This is a genomic window from Bacteroides sp. AM23-12 (assembly GCF_003434395.1).
Lineage (GTDB): Bacteria > Bacteroidota > Bacteroidia > Bacteroidales > Bacteroidaceae > Bacteroides > Bacteroides thetaiotaomicron.
In genome coordinates this window covers 376465-395475 of the sequence record NZ_QTLF01000001.1, presented here as the reverse complement: position 1 = coordinate 395475, position 19011 = coordinate 376465, and the positions used below count along the sequence as shown (strand labels likewise).

General features: G+C 44.9%; 15 protein-coding genes. All 15 read left to right on the top strand.

Features of this window, described 5'->3' with window-relative positions:
• Positions 1–34 precede the first annotated feature (34 nt).
• The 15 genes from DW640_RS01355 to DW640_RS01285 all read left to right on the top strand — a co-directional run bounded on the left by DW640_RS01355 (position 35) and on the right by DW640_RS01285 (position 18990).
• Positions 35–1213, top strand: a complete 1179-nt coding sequence (locus tag DW640_RS01355) for a class I SAM-dependent rRNA methyltransferase (RefSeq protein WP_008760004.1) — start codon at positions 35–37, stop codon at positions 1211–1213.
• Between the two features lie 376 nt (positions 1214–1589).
• On the top strand, positions 1590–2840 hold the full coding sequence (locus DW640_RS01350; RefSeq protein WP_008760003.1) for a nucleoside permease: 1251 nt from the start codon (positions 1590–1592) through the stop codon (positions 2838–2840).
• Positions 2841–2853: 13 nt separating this feature from the next.
• A complete protein-coding gene (locus DW640_RS01345; protein WP_011109200.1) occupies positions 2854–3450 on the top strand; it encodes a bifunctional nuclease family protein in 597 nt (198 codons plus the stop codon).
• A gap of 6 nt (positions 3451–3456) precedes the next feature.
• Positions 3457–4155 (top strand): 16S rRNA (uracil(1498)-N(3))-methyltransferase, encoded by a 699-nt coding sequence (locus DW640_RS01340; protein ID WP_008760001.1) that lies wholly within the window; start codon positions 3457–3459, stop codon positions 4153–4155.
• Between the two features lie 21 nt (positions 4156–4176).
• Complete coding sequence (locus tag DW640_RS01335; protein WP_117577010.1) at positions 4177–5724, top strand: DUF4836 family protein; 1548 nt, start codon at positions 4177–4179, stop codon at positions 5722–5724.
• A 16-nt stretch (positions 5725–5740) separates the two neighbouring features.
• Positions 5741–6385, top strand: a complete 645-nt coding sequence (locus DW640_RS01330) for an ATP-binding cassette domain-containing protein (protein WP_032840608.1) — start codon at positions 5741–5743, stop codon at positions 6383–6385.
• Positions 6386–6430: 45 nt separating this feature from the next.
• Entirely contained in the window at positions 6431–7636 is a 1206-nt protein-coding gene (locus DW640_RS01325) for a hypothetical protein (protein ID WP_008764499.1), read from the top strand.
• An 11-nt stretch (positions 7637–7647) separates the two neighbouring features.
• Positions 7648–10290 (top strand): TonB-dependent receptor plug domain-containing protein, encoded by a 2643-nt coding sequence (locus DW640_RS01320; RefSeq protein WP_008764498.1) that lies wholly within the window; start codon positions 7648–7650, stop codon positions 10288–10290.
• A 139-nt stretch (positions 10291–10429) separates the two neighbouring features.
• On the top strand, positions 10430–11350 hold the full coding sequence (gene miaA, locus DW640_RS01315; RefSeq protein WP_008759993.1) for a tRNA (adenosine(37)-N6)-dimethylallyltransferase MiaA: 921 nt from the start codon (positions 10430–10432) through the stop codon (positions 11348–11350).
• Positions 11351–11430: 80 nt separating this feature from the next.
• Complete coding sequence (locus DW640_RS01310; protein ID WP_008759992.1) at positions 11431–12357, top strand: diacylglycerol kinase family protein; 927 nt, start codon at positions 11431–11433, stop codon at positions 12355–12357.
• An 83-nt stretch (positions 12358–12440) separates the two neighbouring features.
• Positions 12441–13241, top strand: coding sequence for a 3-deoxy-8-phosphooctulonate synthase (gene kdsA, locus DW640_RS01305; protein ID WP_008759991.1), 801 nt, complete (start codon positions 12441–12443; stop codon positions 13239–13241).
• An 82-nt stretch (positions 13242–13323) separates the two neighbouring features.
• Positions 13324–16164 carry a pitrilysin family protein gene (locus DW640_RS01300; protein ID WP_055300166.1) on the top strand — a complete coding sequence of 947 codons (2841 nt, stop codon included), beginning with the start codon at positions 13324–13326 and terminating at the stop codon, positions 16162–16164.
• 22 nt (positions 16165–16186) lie between these two features.
• Entirely contained in the window at positions 16187–17680 is a 1494-nt protein-coding gene (locus DW640_RS01295) for a DUF5687 family protein (RefSeq protein ID WP_008759989.1), read from the top strand.
• A 50-nt stretch (positions 17681–17730) separates the two neighbouring features.
• Positions 17731–18435 carry an ABC transporter ATP-binding protein gene (locus DW640_RS01290; protein ID WP_008759988.1) on the top strand — a complete coding sequence of 235 codons (705 nt, stop codon included), beginning with the start codon at positions 17731–17733 and terminating at the stop codon, positions 18433–18435.
• 42 nt (positions 18436–18477) lie between these two features.
• Complete coding sequence (locus DW640_RS01285) at positions 18478–18990, top strand: C40 family peptidase (protein WP_008759987.1); 513 nt, start codon at positions 18478–18480, stop codon at positions 18988–18990.
• Positions 18991–19011 lie beyond the last annotated feature (21 nt).

Sequence of the window (19011 nt, the reverse complement as noted above, 5' to 3'; positions counted from 1 at the left end):
AATTAATAACTGATAAAATAGCATTTTAAACAACATGCATAAAGTATACCTCAAACCCGGCAAAGAAGAGTCTTTAAAAAGATTTCATCCCTGGATTTTCTCCGGAGCAATCGCTCGTTTCGATGGAGAACCCGAAGAAGGTGAAGTTGTAGAAGTATACACTTCGAAGAAGGAATTTATAGCCGAAGGACATTTCCAGATCGGAAGTATCGCCGTACGTGTGCTCTCTTTCCGTCAGGAACCCATCGACCACGATTTCTGGAAACGTAAACTGCAAATTGCCTATGATATGCGTTGTGGAATCGGTATCGCAGTCAATCCCACCAATGACACCTACCGTCTTGTACACGGTGAAGGAGACAATCTACCTGGGCTGGTCATTGACATTTATGCCCGGACTGCCGTCATGCAGGCGCACTCCGCAGGAATGCATGTAGACCGCATGACTATCGCCGAAGCCCTGTCGGAAGTAATGGGTGACAAGATCGAAAATATCTATTATAAATCGGAGACTACACTGCCTTTTAAGGCAGATCTTTTCCCCGAAAACGGTTTCCTTAAAGGAGGAAGCAGCGATAATATCGCACGGGAATACGGCCTGAAGTTCCATGTAGACTGGCTGAAAGGCCAAAAGACAGGATTCTTCGTAGACCAACGCGAAAACCGTTCACTGCTGGAGCATTATTCTAAAGACCGTTCGGTACTGAATATGTTCTGCTACACCGGCGGTTTCTCCTTCTACGCTATGCGTGGAGGTGCAAAGCTGGTACATTCCGTTGACAGTTCTGCCAAAGCAATCGATCTGACTAACAAAAACGTAGAACTGAATTTCCCCGGCGATGCGCGTCACGAAGCTTTCGCCGAAGATGCTTTCAAATACCTTGACCGCATGGGCGACCAATACGATTTGATAATCCTCGACCCGCCTGCATTTGCCAAGCATAAGGATGCTTTGCGGAATGCCTTGCAAGGTTACCGGAAACTGAATGCCAAAGCATTCGAAAAGATCAAACCGGGCGGCATCCTGTTTACTTTCTCCTGCTCGCAGGTGGTAACCAAGGATAATTTCCGCACAGCTGTGTTTACCGCTGCTGCTATGTCAGGACGTAGTGTACGTATCCTGCACCAACTAACCCAGCCTGCCGACCACCCGGTAAATATATACCATCCCGAAGGAGAATACCTGAAAGGGCTGGTACTCTATGTAGAGTAATATATGTCATAAACACCATGAACTTGCATAAACAAGGGGTGAATAAAAGAAAAATAATAGTTTCAAAGTTAATTAGAGTTAACAAATAGAAGTTTTTCGGCAAATCATTATGTTCTATAACATAAAATCCTTTATATTTGCACTGTGTTTTTCATGGTATTAGATTTAAGGTTAATAAAGATTGGCTGTCTGGGATGGATAGCCTTCTTTTTTTATATGCCTATCCACCCTCTTTTTAACAGCAATTCTTCACTATTCTTCGCATTTATGGCTTTTTTATCCCCTTTTTATCGATTAACTTGTCCACCCAATCAACGAAAATATTATATTTGCATCTATTATTAACGTAAAAAGAGAAACACAAATTAGAAAAGTCATGAGTATAAAAGTTCGTTTGATCATTATGAACTTCCTGCAATTCTTTGTATGGGGGTCATGGTTAATTTCACTAGGGGGTTACATGGGCAGAGAACTCCACTTCGAAGGAGGACAGATCGGTGCCATCTTCGCCACCATGGGTATTGCCTCTTTAGTCATGCCCGGCATCATTGGTATTATCGCCGATAAATGGTTCAATGCCGAACGTTTATACGGACTTTGCCACATCGCAGGGGCAGCTTGTCTTTTCTATGCCTCTACCGTTACGAATTATGACCAGATGTATTGGGCTATGCTACTCAATTTATTGGTATATATGCCTACCCTGTCACTGGCCAATACCGTTTCATACAATGCACTGGAACAATATAAATGCGACCTGATCAAGGACTTCCCTCCTATCCGTGTATGGGGAACGATTGGTTTTATCTGCGCCATGTGGGCAGTAGACCTTACCGGATTCAAGAACTCCAGCGCACAACTTTATGTAGGCGGTGCATCCGCACTCTTGTTGGGTTTATACTCTTTCACCCTGCCGGCATGCAAACCGGCCAAGACAGAAAAGAAAACATTACTTTCTTCCTTCGGACTGGATGCATTCGTATTATTCAAAAGAAAGAAAATGGCTATTTTCTTCCTGTTCTCCATGCTTTTAGGAGCAGCATTGCAGATCACCAACACGTATGGTGACCTTTTCCTCGGGAGCTTCGCCAGTATTCCGGAGTTTGCAGATTCTTTCGGAGTAAAACATTCGGTGATCCTGCTGTCTATTTCTCAAATGTCTGAAACATTATTTATTCTCGCTATACCATTCTTCCTGAGACATTTCGGCATCAAGCAAGTGATGCTGATCAGTATGTTCGCCTGGGTATTCCGGTTCGGGCTGTTTGGCTTCGGAGATCCGGGTTCCGGTCTGTGGATGCTGATTCTTTCCATGATCGTGTATGGTATGGCGTTCGACTTCTTCAACATTTCAGGTTCGTTGTTTGTTGAACAAGAAACCAGTTCCTCCATCCGTGCCAGTGCCCAGGGGTTGTTCTTTATGATGACCAACGGGTTGGGTGCCATCATCGGAGGATATGCCAGCGGTGCTGTCGTAGACGCATTCTCAGTATATGCTGATGGCAAACTAGTGAGCCGTGAATGGCCGGACATCTGGTTTATCTTTGCGGCGTATGCACTGGTGATCGGCATCCTGTTTGCTCTGGTATTCAAGTACAAACACCAACGAGAGAATAAAGTAAATTAAGTAAAAAAGAACAATGGACAAAAAAGTAGAATTACAAGTTTTAAATATCACAAATAGCCAAGCGCAAGTAGGCGCTTTTGCCCTACTGTTGGGTGAAGTGAACGGTGAACGGCAACTGCCTATCATCATAGGTCCCGCTGAAGCTCAGGCAACCGCCCTGTATATGAAGGGGGTCAAAACTCCCCGCCCTCTGACACACGACCTGTTCATGACCATTATCGGCGTATTAGGAGCTAGTTTGCTCCGCGTATTGATCTACAAGGCGAAGGACGGTATTTTCTATTCCTACATTTACCTTAAAAAAGACGAAGAAATTATACGTATCGATACACGTACCTCGGATGCTGTCGGTATGGCAATCCGTGCTGAATGTCCGATCCTCATTTATGAATCCATTCTGGAACAGGAATGCCTTCGGATATCGAACGAGGAAAGAAGACATCCTGAAGAGTCTGATGAAGAAGCGGAAGACGAAAAGAAGCGGGATCTGCCTCGCAACGTTACTTCAATGTCACTCGAAGAAGCATTGGATCAAGCAATCAAAGACGAGAATTACGAACTGGCTGCCAAGATACGCGACCGGATCAATTCAAGAAATCAAAACCACTAACCAATTATGCACGTATTTTATACTCCCGATATACAGAAAAACTACGAACTTCCGGAAGAGGAAGCACAACATTGTACCCGCGTCCTGCGGTTGGGTATCGGAGACGAAATCACTCTTACGGACGGTAAGGGACATTTCTATAAAGCAGAAATCACGGTTGCAACCAACAAGCGTTGCCTTGTAGCCATCAAAGAAACAATCTTTCAGGAACCGCTCTGGCCGTGTCATCTGCACATTGCCATGGCGCCGACCAAAAATATGGACCGCAATGAATGGCTTGCCGAGAAAGCTACGGAAATCGGATTTGACGAACTGACTTTTCTCAACTGCCGTTTTTCCGAACGCAAGGTGATTAAAACCGAACGGATCGAAAAGATTCTGATATCAGCCATCAAGCAATCTCTTAAGGCTCGCCTGCCGAAACTCAACGAAATGACGGACTTCGACAAGTTCATTGCACAAGAGTTTCAAGGTCAGAAATTTATTGCTCACTGTTACGAAGGCGAAAAGCCTCAGCTGAAAAATGTACTGAAAGCAGGAGAAGATGCTCTCGTTCTGATCGGTCCCGAAGGAGACTTCAGCGAAGAGGAAGTGAAGAAAGCCATCGAATGCGGATTCACTCCCATCAGCTTGGGTAAATCACGGCTTCGGACAGAGACAGCGGCACTCGTGGCTTGCCACACAATGAACTTATTGAACCAATAATAACTTTTAAATAGTATGAGTATGGCAAAGAAAATGATCTCACGGCTCTCGGTACTGGCAGTACTGATTGTGTTTCTGGCAGCATGTTCCAAACAAACGGAATATACGAACGTAATACCGGCAGACGCTACGGCTGTTGCCTCTATTGATTTGAAATCACTGGCCAACAAAGCCGGAATGAACGACAAAGAAAATGAAGCTGCTAAACAGAAACTGCTGGAAGCAATGAAAAGCGGGATGAATGCTGCCACTTTCCAACAGTTGGAGAAGGTGATCAACAATCCGGGAGCATCCGGTCTGGATCCGGAAGCACCGATCTATATCTTTAGCTCTCCCCAAATTTCCGGTGGTGCATTCGTTGCCAAAGTCAGCAATGAAGACGATTTGCACGCTTCCCTCGATGTGATGGCAAAAGAACAAATCTGCCAGCCGGTCAGCGAAGCGGACGGATATAGCTTCACTACCCTGAACGGAAACTTGCTTGCTTTCAATGAAACCACTGCAATCATTATCTCTGCCAGCAGAACTTCTCAGACAGAAGCAGCCAAAGAAGCCATCACCAAACTAATGAAACAGACTGCCGACAACAGCATTGCGAAATCCGGAGCCTTCCAGAAAATAGCCAAGCAAAAGAGTGATATCAACTTCTTCGCCTCCATGTCAGCAATCCCTTCTACTTACAGAAGCCAGATCAGCATGGGACTTCCTTCTGAAATCAAACCGGAAGACATTACCATCCTAGGCGGACTGAACTTCGAAAAAGGCAAGATCGCCCTTAAAACAGAAAACTACACGGAGAACGACGCCGTCAAAGCGCTTCTGAAAAAACAAATGGAATCATTTGGAAAGACAAACGGCACATTCGTGAAATACTTTCCGGCATCTACGCTGATGTTCATCAATATGGGCGTAAAAGGAGACGGACTTTACAATCTGTTGAGTGAGAATAAAGAATTCCGCAGCACTGTGTCTATCGCCAAAGCGGATGAAGTAAAAGAACTGTTCAGTTCATTCAACGGCGATATCTCTGCCGGGCTGATCAATGTAACCATGAACAGTGCCCCTACTTTTCTTGCTTATGCTGATGTAAAGAATGGGAATGCTCTTGAAGCTCTTTACAAGAACAAGCAGTCACTGGGCATGAGAAAAGGAGAAGACATCATGGAACTGGGCAAAGACGAGTATGTCTACAAAACAAGAGGCATGAATATATTTTTCGGCATCAAGGACAAACAGATGTATGCTACCAATGACGAACTGCTCTACAAGAGCATTGGCAAAACGGTTGACAAATCGATCAAAGACGCTCCTTACGCAGCAGCCATGAAAGGCAAGACCGTATTTATGGCCATCAATGCAGAAGCCATACTGGATTTACCGGTCGTAAAGATGCTGGTAGGCTTCGGAGGCAAGGAGTTCAAGACTTATTCTGATCTCGCTTCCAAAGTTTCTTATTTATCCGTTAGTTCGGAAGGAGAAACAAGCGAAACAGACCTTTGCCTGAAAGACAAAGATGTCAATGCCCTCAAACAAATCGTAGATTTTGCCAAGCAATTCGCCGGCATGTAATTCGTCAATGAACGGCATGAATAGTATTCACTTACAGCAAACACTTCCCCAAGTGTTTGCTGACCGTAATTCGGTGACCTCTGATGTATGGCATCAGGACCTTATCTTCCGGAAAGGAGAAATGTATCTGATAGAAGCCGCCTCAGGCACCGGAAAATCATCGTTGTGCAGCTATCTTTACGGCTATCGCAACGATTATCAAGGAATTATCAATTTCGATGAAACCAATATCAAAGCATATTCCGTGAAGCAATGGGTAGACCTGAGAAAGCATTCACTGAGTATGCTTTTTCAAGACTTGCGTATCTTCACCGAACTTACAGCGATAGAAAACGTACAACTGAAGAATAACCTTACCGGACACAAGAAGAAAAAAGAGATTCTTTCATTATTCGAGAAGCTGGGTATCTCAGATAAACTGAACGTGAAAGCCGGAAAACTTTCTTTCGGCCAACAACAACGGGTCGCTTTTATCCGTGCATTCTGCCAGCCGTTCGACTTCCTGTTTCTGGATGAGCCTATCAGCCATTTGGATGATGAGAACAGCCGCATCATGGGAGAAATCATCATTGACGAAGCCGGAAAACAAGGTGCCGGAGTCATCGCCACGTCCATTGGCAAACATATCGAACTGCCATACAAGAAGGTGCTTCAACTATAATAGAATCTGCGTCATTCGCGCCTAAAAATATAAAAATACAAAATAATGAATACCCTTGTCTGGAAACTTCTCCGCCAACATATCAGTATCGGTCAGTTAGCCGGTTTCTTTTTAGCCAACTTGTTCGGCATGATGATTGTATTGCTCAGCGTACAGTTTTACAAAGATGTCATTCCCGTATTCACCGAAGGAGACAGCTTTATGAAAAAAGACTTCATCATAGCAACCAAGAAAATCAGTACGCTCGGGTCTTTTGCCGGAAAAAGCAATACGTTCTCTCCCGAAGATATCGCCGATCTGAAAAAACAGTCGTTTACCAAAACGATAGGAGCTTTCACTCCTTCTCAATTCAAAGTTTCGGCGGGATTGGGGATGCAGAAAGCGGGTATTCATCTCTCTACGGATATGTTCTTCGAGTCAGTTCCCGATGAATTTGTAGATATCAAACTCGACAAATGGCACTTTGACGAAGAAACACATACCATTCCCATCATTATCCCACGCAATTATCTGAATCTGTATAACTTCGGTTTCGCTCAAAGCCGCAGTCTGCCTAAGTTGTCAGAAGGATTGATGGGACTTATTCAGATGGACATCATGATGCGGGGCAACGGACGGGTAGAACAATACAAGGGAAACATCGTCGGTTTTTCCAACCGTCTGAATACGATTCTCGTTCCGCAGTCTTTCATGAACTGGGCAAACAAGAACTTCGCCCCCGACGCGGAGGCACAACCTGCCCGACTGATCATCGAGGTCAGCAATCCCGCCGACTCTTCTATTGCCAGCTACTTTCAGAAAAAAGGCTACGAGACGGAAGACGGAAAACTGGATGCCGGAAAGACCACTTATTTCCTTCGCCTTATCGTAGGTATTGTGCTGGGAGTAGGTTTATTCATCAGTATCCTGTCATTCTATATCCTGATGCTCAGCATATTCTTACTGCTCCAAAAGAATACAACCAAGCTCGAAAGTCTGCTTCTGATAGGCTACAGCCCCAACAGGGTAGCGCTGCCTTATCAGATACTGACCGTAGGACTGAACATCATCGTACTGATTTTATCTGTCGGATTGGTATGCTGGCTGCGCAGCTATTACATAGAGAGTATCAGACTCCTCTTCCCGCAACTGGAAACCGGTTCGTTATGGGTAGCTGTCAGTATGGGTATTCTTTTATTCCTCATCGTATCAGTCATTAATATACTGGCTGTGAAGCGAAAAGTTCTTTCAATCTGGATGCATAAAAGTTAAAAACACAATATATGAAAAACACCACTACTCTTCAAAGTAAAAGAAGTATCACAGTACTCTTGGGAGTCCTTCTATATTTCTCATCGCTATCTGCACAGACCATGCAAGATACGATTATCGCCAACTTCAGTCTGATGGAAAGAATTCCTAAAGAAAAGTTGTACCTCCATCTGGACAAGCCTTTTTACGGAGCCGGAGAAAAGATATGGTTCAAAGGTTATCTGGTGAACGCCATCACCCATCAGGACAACGCACAAAGTAATTTTATCATTACGGAACTGATCAACCGTTCCGACTCCATTGTGGAACGAAAGAAAATCCGCAGAGATTCTCTCGGATTCCACAACGCCTTCACCCTCCCTGCCACCCTTCCGGCAGGCGATTATTACCTGCGGGGGTATAGCAACTGGATGCTGAATGAAGACCCTGACTTTTTCTTTTCACGCAACATCAAGATAGGAAACTCTATTGACAATACCATCGTTTCGAGCATCGAGTATCAGCAAGAAGATGATACACATTACACTGCCAAGATCAAATTTACAAGCAACGTACAGGCTGTTTTTGAAAATACAACAATCAAATACCTATACCTTGAGAATGGTAAGATAAAAAACAAAGGCAAAAAAAAGACGGACGAAAACGGCTGGATTTCCATTTCCCTACCCGATTTAAAATCTCCGGTAGCGCGCAGAATAGAAGTAGAATTTGACGATCCGCAATATATCTACAAACGGACTTTCCATCTTCCTGTGTTTACCAATGATTTCGATGTGAAGTTTTTCCCCGAAGGCGGTGCCTTGATCAACATTCCTCATCAGAATGTCGCTTTCAAAGCACAGGGAGCAGATGGCTTCTCTAAAGAGATCGAAGGTTTCTTGTTCAACTCTAAAGGAGACACACTTACCAATTTCCGTTCGGAACACAACGGCATGGGCATCTTCACGATGAATCCCGTCAACAATGAGACTTATTATGTTACGGTAAGAACTAATGACAGTATTACCAAGCGATTTGACCTTCCTGCCATAGAACCGAAAGGAATCTCCATCGCCATGTCGCACTATAAACAGGAGATTCGCTACGAAATCCAAAAGACAGAAGCGACCGAATGGCCTCAGAAACTATTTCTGCTTGCACATACCCGTGGCAAACTGGCCATTTTACAACCCATCAATCCGAAAAGAACTTTCGGAAAGATGAATGACAGCCTGTTTACGGAAGGGATCACTCACTTCATGCTGATTGATGAACAAGGAAATGCACTTAGTGAACGGTTGATTTTCGTTCCGGACCATAAGCCGAATCAATGGCAAATCACTACAGACCAACCGACGTATGGAAAAAGAGAGAAGGTATCTTTACAGATCGCTGCCAAAGACAGCGAGGGCAACCCGGTAGAAGGTACTTTCTCTGTCAGCATCACCGACCGAAAAAGTATTCAGCCCGACTCTCTCGCCGATAATATCCTGTCCAATCTCCTGCTGACTTCGGATCTGAAAGGATATGTGGAAGACCCCGCATTCTATTTTCTGAATCAGGACGCCCGGACGCTCCGTTCCATCGACTATCTGATGATGACACATGGCTGGCGCAGGCATAAAATGGAAAATGTTCTCCGCACTCCTTCGCTGAATTTCACAAATTATATAGAAAAAGGACAAACCATCAGCGGACGAATCATGGGATTCTTCGGAGCAAACGTAAAGAAAGGTCCCATCTGTGTACTGGCTCCCAAATACAATATCATAGCCACCACCGAGACAGACGAGAAAGGCCAGTTCATCGTCAATACCTCATTCAGAGACAGCACGACATTCCTTGTTCAGGCACGCACCAAGAAAGGATTTGCCGGTGTAGATATTCTAATGGATCCTCCCCAGTACCCGGTTGCTACGCATAAAGCCCCTTATTTTAACGGAGCAACTACCTTTATGGAAGATTATCTGATGAATACCCGTGACCAGTATTACATGGAAGGGGGAATGCGTGTGTACAATCTGAAAGAAGTAACAGTTACAGCGAAGCGGGAACGTCCGAGCTCAAAAAGTATCTATACGGGGGGTATCAACACCTATACTGTAGAAGAAGACAGACTGCAAGGATACGGTCAGACAGCTTTTGATGCAGCCAGCAGACTACCCAGCGTTACAATCACGAACGGAAGTGAGATACATATCCGTAACAATTCCGAACCGGCAATCATTGTTATCGATGATATTGTGTATGAAGATGCTTCCGATATTTTGAAGGATATCCAAGTCAGTGACATGTCCAGTATCAGTCTGCTTCGAGGAGCAGATGCCGTCATACTGGGTCCCCGTGCTTCCGGAGGTGCCGTTGTCATCACTCTGAAAGACCCTAGAAATCTTCCGGCCAGACCAGCGCAAGGAATTATCACTTATACACCGCTGGGATACAGTGAGTCCGTAGAATTCTATCACCCCACCTATGATACTCCCGAGAAAAAGAACGCTCAGCGTTCGGACTTCCGGAGTACCGTTTACTGGAATCCGGAATTACGGTTAGACGCCGAAGGCAAAGCGACCATAGAATACTATACACCGGACAGCACAGCTCCCGAAGATATCATTATTGAGGGCGTGGACAAGAATGGAAAGGTATGTCGTATCCTACAGACCATTAATAAGTAGCTTTTCTTAACGCTTCTTCAAACTTTTATGTAGTTCAAATTTGAGTTCTGCTTCCTATTAAATAATCAGATAAAAGCATACAAATGACCCACTGGGTCAAAATTATTTTGTATTTTTGCCGTCATTAAAGAATAAAGCTATGCCGGACTATGATTTAATCACCATATTAGGGCCAACAGCCTCAGGGAAAACTCCTTTTGCTGCAGCATTAGCCCATGAACTGAATACAGAAATTATCAGTGCCGACTCTCGTCAGATCTATCGGGGAATGGACCTCGGTACGGGCAAGGACTTGGCAGATTATACAGTCGACGGACATCCAATTCCTTATCACTTGATTGATATCGCCGATCCCGGATATAAATACAATGTTTTCGAATATCAGCGGGATTTCCTGATTTCTTACGAATCCATCAAACAAAAAGGCTGTCTGCCCGTTTTATGTGGAGGGACAGGTATGTATTTGGAATCGGTACTGAAAGGCTATAAGCTGATGCCGGTACCGGAAAATCCGGAGTTACGTGCCCGTCTGGCTAATCACTCTCTCGAAGAACTGACCGAAATCCTGAAGCAATATAAAACATTGCACAACTCTACGGATGTGGATACTGTGAAACGTGCAATCCGCGCGATAGAAATTGAGGAGTATTATGCCGTGCATCCGGTTCCCGAACGGGAGTTTCCGAAGTTGAACAGCCTCATCATCGGGGTAGATATCGATCGGGAACTGCGTCGCGAGAAGATCACCCGACGGTTGAAACAACGGCTGGACGAAGGAATGGTGGATGAAGTAAGGCGATTGACAGAACAAGGTATTTCACCGGACGACTTGATTTATTACGGACTGGAATACAAATTCCTGACGTTATACGTCATAGGCAAACTGACTTACGAAGAGATGTTCACTGAGCTGGAGACGGCCATCCATCAGTTCGCCAAACGTCAGATGACTTGGTTCCGCGGCATGGAACGTCGGGGATTTACCATCCACTGGGTCAGTGCAGAGCTGCCTATGGAAGAAAAGATAGCCTTTGTGATAGAAAAACTGCGAGGGAATTAGTATCTTTGCCAGTCATTTACGAATGGTCTGTGAAAGATAAAAAATGCGATTGTTAATACAGTTAGGATAGAAATACGGTTATGAGTGTAGAACCTGGAAAATGGGGAGTGATCTACAACCCCAAAGCAGGTACCCGAAAGGTACAGAAACGATGGAAAGAAATCAAGGAGTACATGGACAGCAAAGGTGTCAACTATGACTATGTACAATCCGAAGGTTTCGGTTCTGTAGAACGTCTTGCCAAAATTCTGGCGAACAACGGCTATCGTACCATTGTCATCGTAGGTGGCGACGGTGCGCTGAACGATGCCATCAACGGTATCATGCTCTCTGATGCCGAAGACAAGGAGAACATCGCCCTTGGCATGATCCCGAACGGTATAGGAAATGACTTTGCCAAATACTGGGGACTCAGTACCGAATACAAACCTGCCGTAGACTGTATCATCAACCACCGTCTCAAGAAAATAGACGTAGGCTTCTGCAACTTCTACGACGGCAAGGAACACCAACGCCGTTATTTCCTCAATGCAGTCAACATCGGGCTAGGCGCAAGGATTGTGAAAATCACCGACCAGACCAAACGTTTCTGGGGGGTGAAATTCCTGTCGTACGTTGCCGCCCTCTTCTCGCTGATATTCGAACGCAAACTATACCGGATGCACCTTCGTATCAATGACGAGCACATCCGCGGGCGCATCATGACCGTATGTGTAGGAAGCGCCTGGGGCTGGGGACAGACTCCGAGTGCCGTACCCTACAACGGCTGGCTGGATGTATCCGTCATCTACCGTCCGGAATTCCTGCAAATCATTTCGGGATTGTGGATGCTGATTCAGGGAAGAATCCTGAACCATAAGATGGTGAAAAGCTATCGGACAAGAAAAGTAAAAGTGCTCCGCGCACAGAATGCTTCCGTCGATCTGGACGGTCGCCTGCTGGCAAGACATTTCCCACTGGAAATAGGCGTATTATCAGAAAAGACGACCCTGATTATTCCGAATTAGCCAACAGAACCGGGCTTCTGGCGAAAAACAGCCCTTCACTCATGAAACTATAAATAAGTAATTAGTAACTTGTAATTAATAAAATGATCGAACTTAAGAACAATCCTGCCGGTAACTTCTTTCTGCTGGCCGGTCCATGTGTAATAGAAGGTGAAGAGATGGCAATGCGCATCGCTGAGCGTGTGGTCGGAGTCACTGAAAAATTACAGATTCCTTATGTATTCAAAGGTTCTTACCGCAAGGCAAACCGTTCGCGTCTTGATTCATTCACAGGTATCGGTGACGAGAAGGCACTCAAAGTGCTGAAAAAGGTACATGATACTTTCGGAGTGCCCACAGTGACGGATATCCATTCGGCCGACGAGGCTGAGATGGCTGCCGAATACGTAGACATTCTCCAGATTCCGGCTTTCCTTTGCCGTCAGACGGATTTACTGGTTGCTGCTGCTAAAACGGGTAAGACGATTAACATCAAGAAAGGACAGTTCCTCTCTCCGCTCGCCATGCAGTTTGCCGCTGACAAAGTGGTGGAAGCAGGCAACAAGAACGTGATGCTGACCGAACGCGGAACAACCTTCGGTTATCAGGACCTTGTAGTAGACTACCGGGGGATTCCGGAAATGCAAACGTTCGGTTATCCGGTCATACTGGATGTCACCCATTCATTGCAGCAACCCAACCAGACCAGCGGAGTGACCGGTGGTATGCCCCAACTGATCGAAACCGTAGCCAAAGCCGGCATCGCCGTAGGAGCCGACGGTATCTTTATCGAAACACACGAAAACCCCGCCGTAGCCAAGAGCGACGGAGCAAACATGTTGAAGCTGGACCTTCTGGAAGGACTATTAACGAAATTAGTCAGAATACGGGAAGCTATCAAATAACTCTTTTTTCTGCCCGTTTGTGATTATACACAAAAGAATACGACAGATATTTCAAACAACTTTTTTATAAACTAAATAGAACATGAAACATTTATTACGTGGATTTTTTATTGCAGTTCTCTTTATATGCTGCAACTTCCAACTCGTGCTTGCACAACCTATGCAAACACTGCCCGTGGACAAAAATGTCCGCATAGGTAAACTTGACAACGGGCTTACTTATTACATCCGACACAACGCACTCCCAGAAAAACGCGTCGAATTTCACATTGCACAGAAAGTGGGTTCCATCCTTGAAGAGCCGCAACAGCGCGGTCTGGCTCACTTCCTTGAACACATGGCTTTCAACGGAACAAAAAACTTCCCGGGTGATGAAACCGGACTGGGCATCGTGCCTTGGTGTGAGACTAAAGGTATCAAGTTCGGAACAAACCTGAATGCATACACCAGTATCGACAAAACAGTATACCGAATCAGCAATGTACCTACCGACAACGTCAGTGTAGTAGACTCTTGTCTGCTGATCCTGCACGACTGGTCAAGCGCCATCAACCTTGCCGACAAGGAAATCGACAAAGAACGTGGTGTGATCCGTGAAGAATGGAGAAGCCGTAACAGTGGTATGCAGCGCATCATGACCAATGCCCTGCCTGTCATGTATCCGGATTCCAAATATGCAGACTGTATGCCAATCGGAAGCCTCGATGTAATCAACAATTTCCCTTATCAGGACATCCGTGACTACTATGCGAAATGGTACCGTCCGGACCTGCAAGGTATCATGATTGTCGGCGACATCAATGTAGATGAAATGGAAGCAAAGTTGAAAAAGGTATTTGCAGACGTGAAAGCTCCGGTGAATCCGGCTGAACGTATCTACTATCCGGTAGCAGACAATCAGGAACCGCAAATCTTTATCGGTACGGACAAGGAAATCGAAACTCCTTCCATCAGCTTCTTCTTCAAGAGCGAAGCCTTCCCGGATTCACTGAAGAATACAATCAACTATTACGGCATTCAATACATGATTAGCATGGGAGTTACAATGCTGAACAGCCGTTTGGCAGAAATCCGTCAGCAAGCGAATCCTCCTTTTACAGGTGCAAGTGCAGGTTATGGCGACTTCTTCGTAGCCAAGACAAAAAGTGCTTTCGGAGTAGACGCCAGCAGCAAAATCGATGGTATCGAACTGGCCATGAAAACGATTCTCGAAGAAACTGAACGCGCACGCCGCTTCGGATTCACCGAAACTGAATATGACCGTGCCCGTGCCAACTATCTGCAACGCGTAGAATCTGCTTACAATGAACGCGAAAAGATGAAAAATGACACTTATGTCAACGAATACATCAGTAACTTCCTTGACAATGAACCGATGCCGGGCATTGAATACGAATATGCAATGATGAATCAGCTGGCTCCAAACATTCCGGTAGCGGCTATCAATCAAGTGATGCAACAGCTGATCACTGACAACAATCAGGTAGTACTGTTGGCAGGTCCGGAGAAGGAAGGTGTAAAATACCCGACGAAAGAAGAAATCGCTGCTTTGCTGAAACAAATGAAATCTTTCGATCTGAAGCCTTACGAAGACAAAGTTTCTAACGAACCATTGCTGAAAGAAGAGCCGAAAGGCGGAAAGATCGTTTCTGAAAAAGCCGGAGATATTTACGGAACAACAAAACTTGTTCTGTCCAATGGTGTGAAAGTATATATCAAAACAACTGACTATAAAGCTGACCAGATTCTGATGAAAGGTACCAGCCTTGGTGGTAGCAGCCAGTTCCCCGACAAAGAGATTCTGAATATCTCTCAAATCAACAGCGTAGCAATGGTTGGTGGTATCGGTAACTTCAGCAAAGTAGATTTGAGTAAAGCACTTGCAGGCAAACGTGCTTCTGTAGGAGCCGGTGTGAGCGCAACAACAGAAACGGTTTCCGGCAGTTGTTCTCCGAAGGACTTTGAAACAATGATGCAGCTGACTTATCTGACTTTCACTGCTCCCCGCAAGGACAACGAAGCATTCGAATCATACAAGAACCGCATGAAAGCCGAATTGCAGAATGCTGACGCTAATCCGATGACCGCATTCAGTGATACAGTCTCTTATGCATTGTACGGCAATCACCCACGTTCTTTCAGCATGAAAGAAAACATGGTGGACAAGATCGACTATGACCGTGTAATGGAAATGTACAAAGACCGTTTCAAAGATGCGAGCGACTTTACATTCTACTTTGTAGGAAACATTGATGTTGAGAAAATGAAACCGATGATCGCCAAATATCTGGGTGGTCTGCCATCTATCAATCGCAAAGAGACTTTCAAAGATACGAAGATGGAAATCCGCAAAGGTCAATACAAGAACGAGTTTGCCAAGAAACAAGAAACACCGATGGCAACCATCATGTTCCTGTTCAACGGTACTTGCAAATATGATTTACGCAACAACCTTACTCTCAGCATCCTCGATCAGGCATTGGATATGGTTTACACCGCAGAAATCCGTGAGAAAGAAGGCGGTACTTATGGCGTAAGCTGCAGCGGAAGCCTCACCAAATATCCGAAAGAACAACTCGTGCTTCAGATTGTATTCCAGACCGATCCGGCCAAGAAAGACAAACTATCGGGCATCGTCATCGAACAGTTGGAAAAAATGGCCAAAGAAGGTCCGTCTGCCGAACACATGCAGAAGATCAAAGAGTATATGCTGAAAAAATACAAAGACGCCCAAAAGGAAAACGGCTACTGGCTGGGCAATCTGGATGAGTATTTCTACACAGGTATCGATTATACAAAAGACTATGAAACGTTGGTCAACAGCATCACAGCAAAAGATGTACAGGAATTCCTTGCCAAGCTGATGAAACAGAACAACGAAATCCAAGTCATCATGACCGTACCTGAAGAAGAAGCTAAATAAACTTTTATAGCATACCAACAGTATGATGATATTTAACGAATTACGCAAACATGGACGGCTCGCCTCCAAACGGCATCCGATGTATGAAAAGAACAAAGTTGCCAAAATATTCGGATATATCGGGGTTGCTTTTTGGGCAGGATACCTGATATTCTTCGGTACGACGTTTGCATTCGGTTTTGCAGATATGGTTCCCAACCGGGAACCATATCATGTAATGAATGCCGTTGCCCTGATATTTATTCTGGCACTTGACTTCCTCTTGCGTATTCCGTTCCAAAAGACACCGACGCAGGAGGTAAAACCTTACCTCCTGTTGCCGGTTAAACGAAATCGGATCATCGATTTCCTGCTTATCCGTTCGGGACTTAGTCTGTTCAACCTGTTCTGGTTGTTTATGTTCGTCCCCTTTTCCTTCATTACCATTACCAAATATTTCGGTATCTCAGGTGTACTCACCTATCTCATAGGCATCTGGCTTTTGATCGTTGCCAACAATTACTGGTACTTGTTATGTCGCACACTAATCAATGAACGTATTTGGTGGGTGCTGCTCCCCATCGCTTTCTACGGTGGACTGGGCTGCCTTGCCTTTATTCCCGAAGACAGTCCCCTGTTCTACTTCTTTATGGACCTGGGCGACGGATATATCAACGGGAATATTCTCTGTTTCCTCGGTACCATTCTTGTCATAGCCATCTTATGGCTGATTAACCGCAAAATCATGTCCGGCCTCATCTACGCCGAATTGGCAAAAGTAGATGATACCCGCATCAAGCATGTTTCAGAATACAAATTCTTCGAGCGATACGGAGAAGTTGGTGAATATATGCGGTTGGAATTAAAAATGCTTTTGCGCAACCGGCGTTGCAAAGGTGCATTGCGCAATGTTCTCCTTGTAGTCATCGCCTTCTCCTGCCTGTTGAGCTTTTCAAGCCTTTATGACACGAGCACCATGACTACCTTTATCTGTGTTTACAACTTTGCCGTATTCGGCATGATCATCCTTTCGCAACTCATGTCCTTCGAAGGCAATTACATCGATGGACTAATGTCCCGCAAAGAATCCATCATGAGTCTGCTGAAAGCAAAATATTATATCTATACTATCGGCGAGATCGTCCCATTTGTCCTGATGATTCCCGCCATTGTAATGGATAAAGTTCCCTTACTGGGTATCTTTGCCTGGTTCTTCTATACCACCGGTTTTATCTATTTTTGTTTCTTCCAACTGGCTGTTTACAATAAGCAGACCGTAGCACTGAACGAGAAAGTGACAAGCCGCCAGACCAACAGCGCCATACAAATGGTTGTCAACTTCGGAGCTTTCGGTATCCCGTTGATCCTGTATTCTGTGTTGAATGCGTTTCTGGGTGAAACGGCCGCCTACTCTATCCTGTTCGCCATCGGGCTTGGATTCACACTGACTTCTCCGCTTTGGATCAGAAACGTCTATAAGCGTTTCATGAAACGGAGATACGAGAATATGGAAGGCTTCAGAGACAGTCGCCAATAAGAGATTTACGATTGAACCGATTAATCATTTACGATAAAAATACCAAGACAATGATAAGCATCAATAATCTTCAAAAGAAATTCGGCGAAAAGTTAGCCGTGAACATAGATCACTATGAAATCAATCAAGGCGATATGCTCGGATTGGTAGGAAACAACGGTGCCGGTAAAACAACACTTTTCCGGTTGATGCTCGACTTACTGAAAGCGGATAATGGGAATGTCGTCATTAACGAAATTGACGTCAGTCAAAGTGAAGACTGGAAAAACTTCACAGGTGCTTTCATTGACGATGGATTTCTGATAGACTACCTTACCCCGGAAGAGTATTTCTATTTTATCGGGAAAATGTACGGACTGAAAAAAGAAGAGGTGGACGAACGCCTTCTGCCGTTCGAACGTCTGATGAGCGGAGAAGTGATCGGACAAAAGAAACTGATCCGTAACTACTCAGCCGGTAATAAACAGAAAATCGGCATCATCTCCGCCATGCTTCATTATCCTCAGTTGCTGATACTCGACGAACCGTTCAACTTCCTCGATCCCAGTTCGCAATCCATTATCAAACATATGCTCAAAAAGTACAGCGAAGAGCATAATGCAACTGTAATCATTTCCAGCCACAATCTGAATCATACGATAGATGTATGTCCGCGTATTGCCCTGCTGGAGAATGGCGTCATCATCCGGGATATTATGAATGAGAATAATTCAGCTGAAAAAGAACTGGAAGACTACTTCAATGTAGAAGAATAAAGTTACTTATAATTTTACGATATACGAAAAGAAAGATAGCCGATGGGAGTGAACTTCAAACTAATCTTCATACTGACAGGACTGATCTTTATCCTTAGTTCCTGCCGCACGTCTGCTCCCCGTCTGGATTACCAGGCACTGGCACGCGCCTCCATCCTGCTGGGCGTGGACATCAATATGGAAGATAACCACAAACTCTATCTGGAATCGGCCGAATGGATTGGTGTTCCTTATCGTGGAGGCGGCGATTCAAAACGCGGTACCGACTGTTCGGGACTCACCTACCAGATATACCGGAAAGTATACCGTACTCAGGTTCCGCGAAATACCGAAGACCTGAGAAAAGAAAGTACCAAAGTCGCCAAACGGAATTTGCGAGAAGGCGATCTGGTATTCTTCAGCAGTAGCCGTTCCCGAAAAAAGGTAGCTCACGTAGGTATCTATCTCAAAAATGGGAAATTCATTCATGCCAGTACCAGCAAAGGAGTGATTGTCAGTCGACTGAGCGAAGACTATTACACCAGACACTGGATATCCGGAGGAAGAATACGCTGATTATCAACTTAAAAACATATA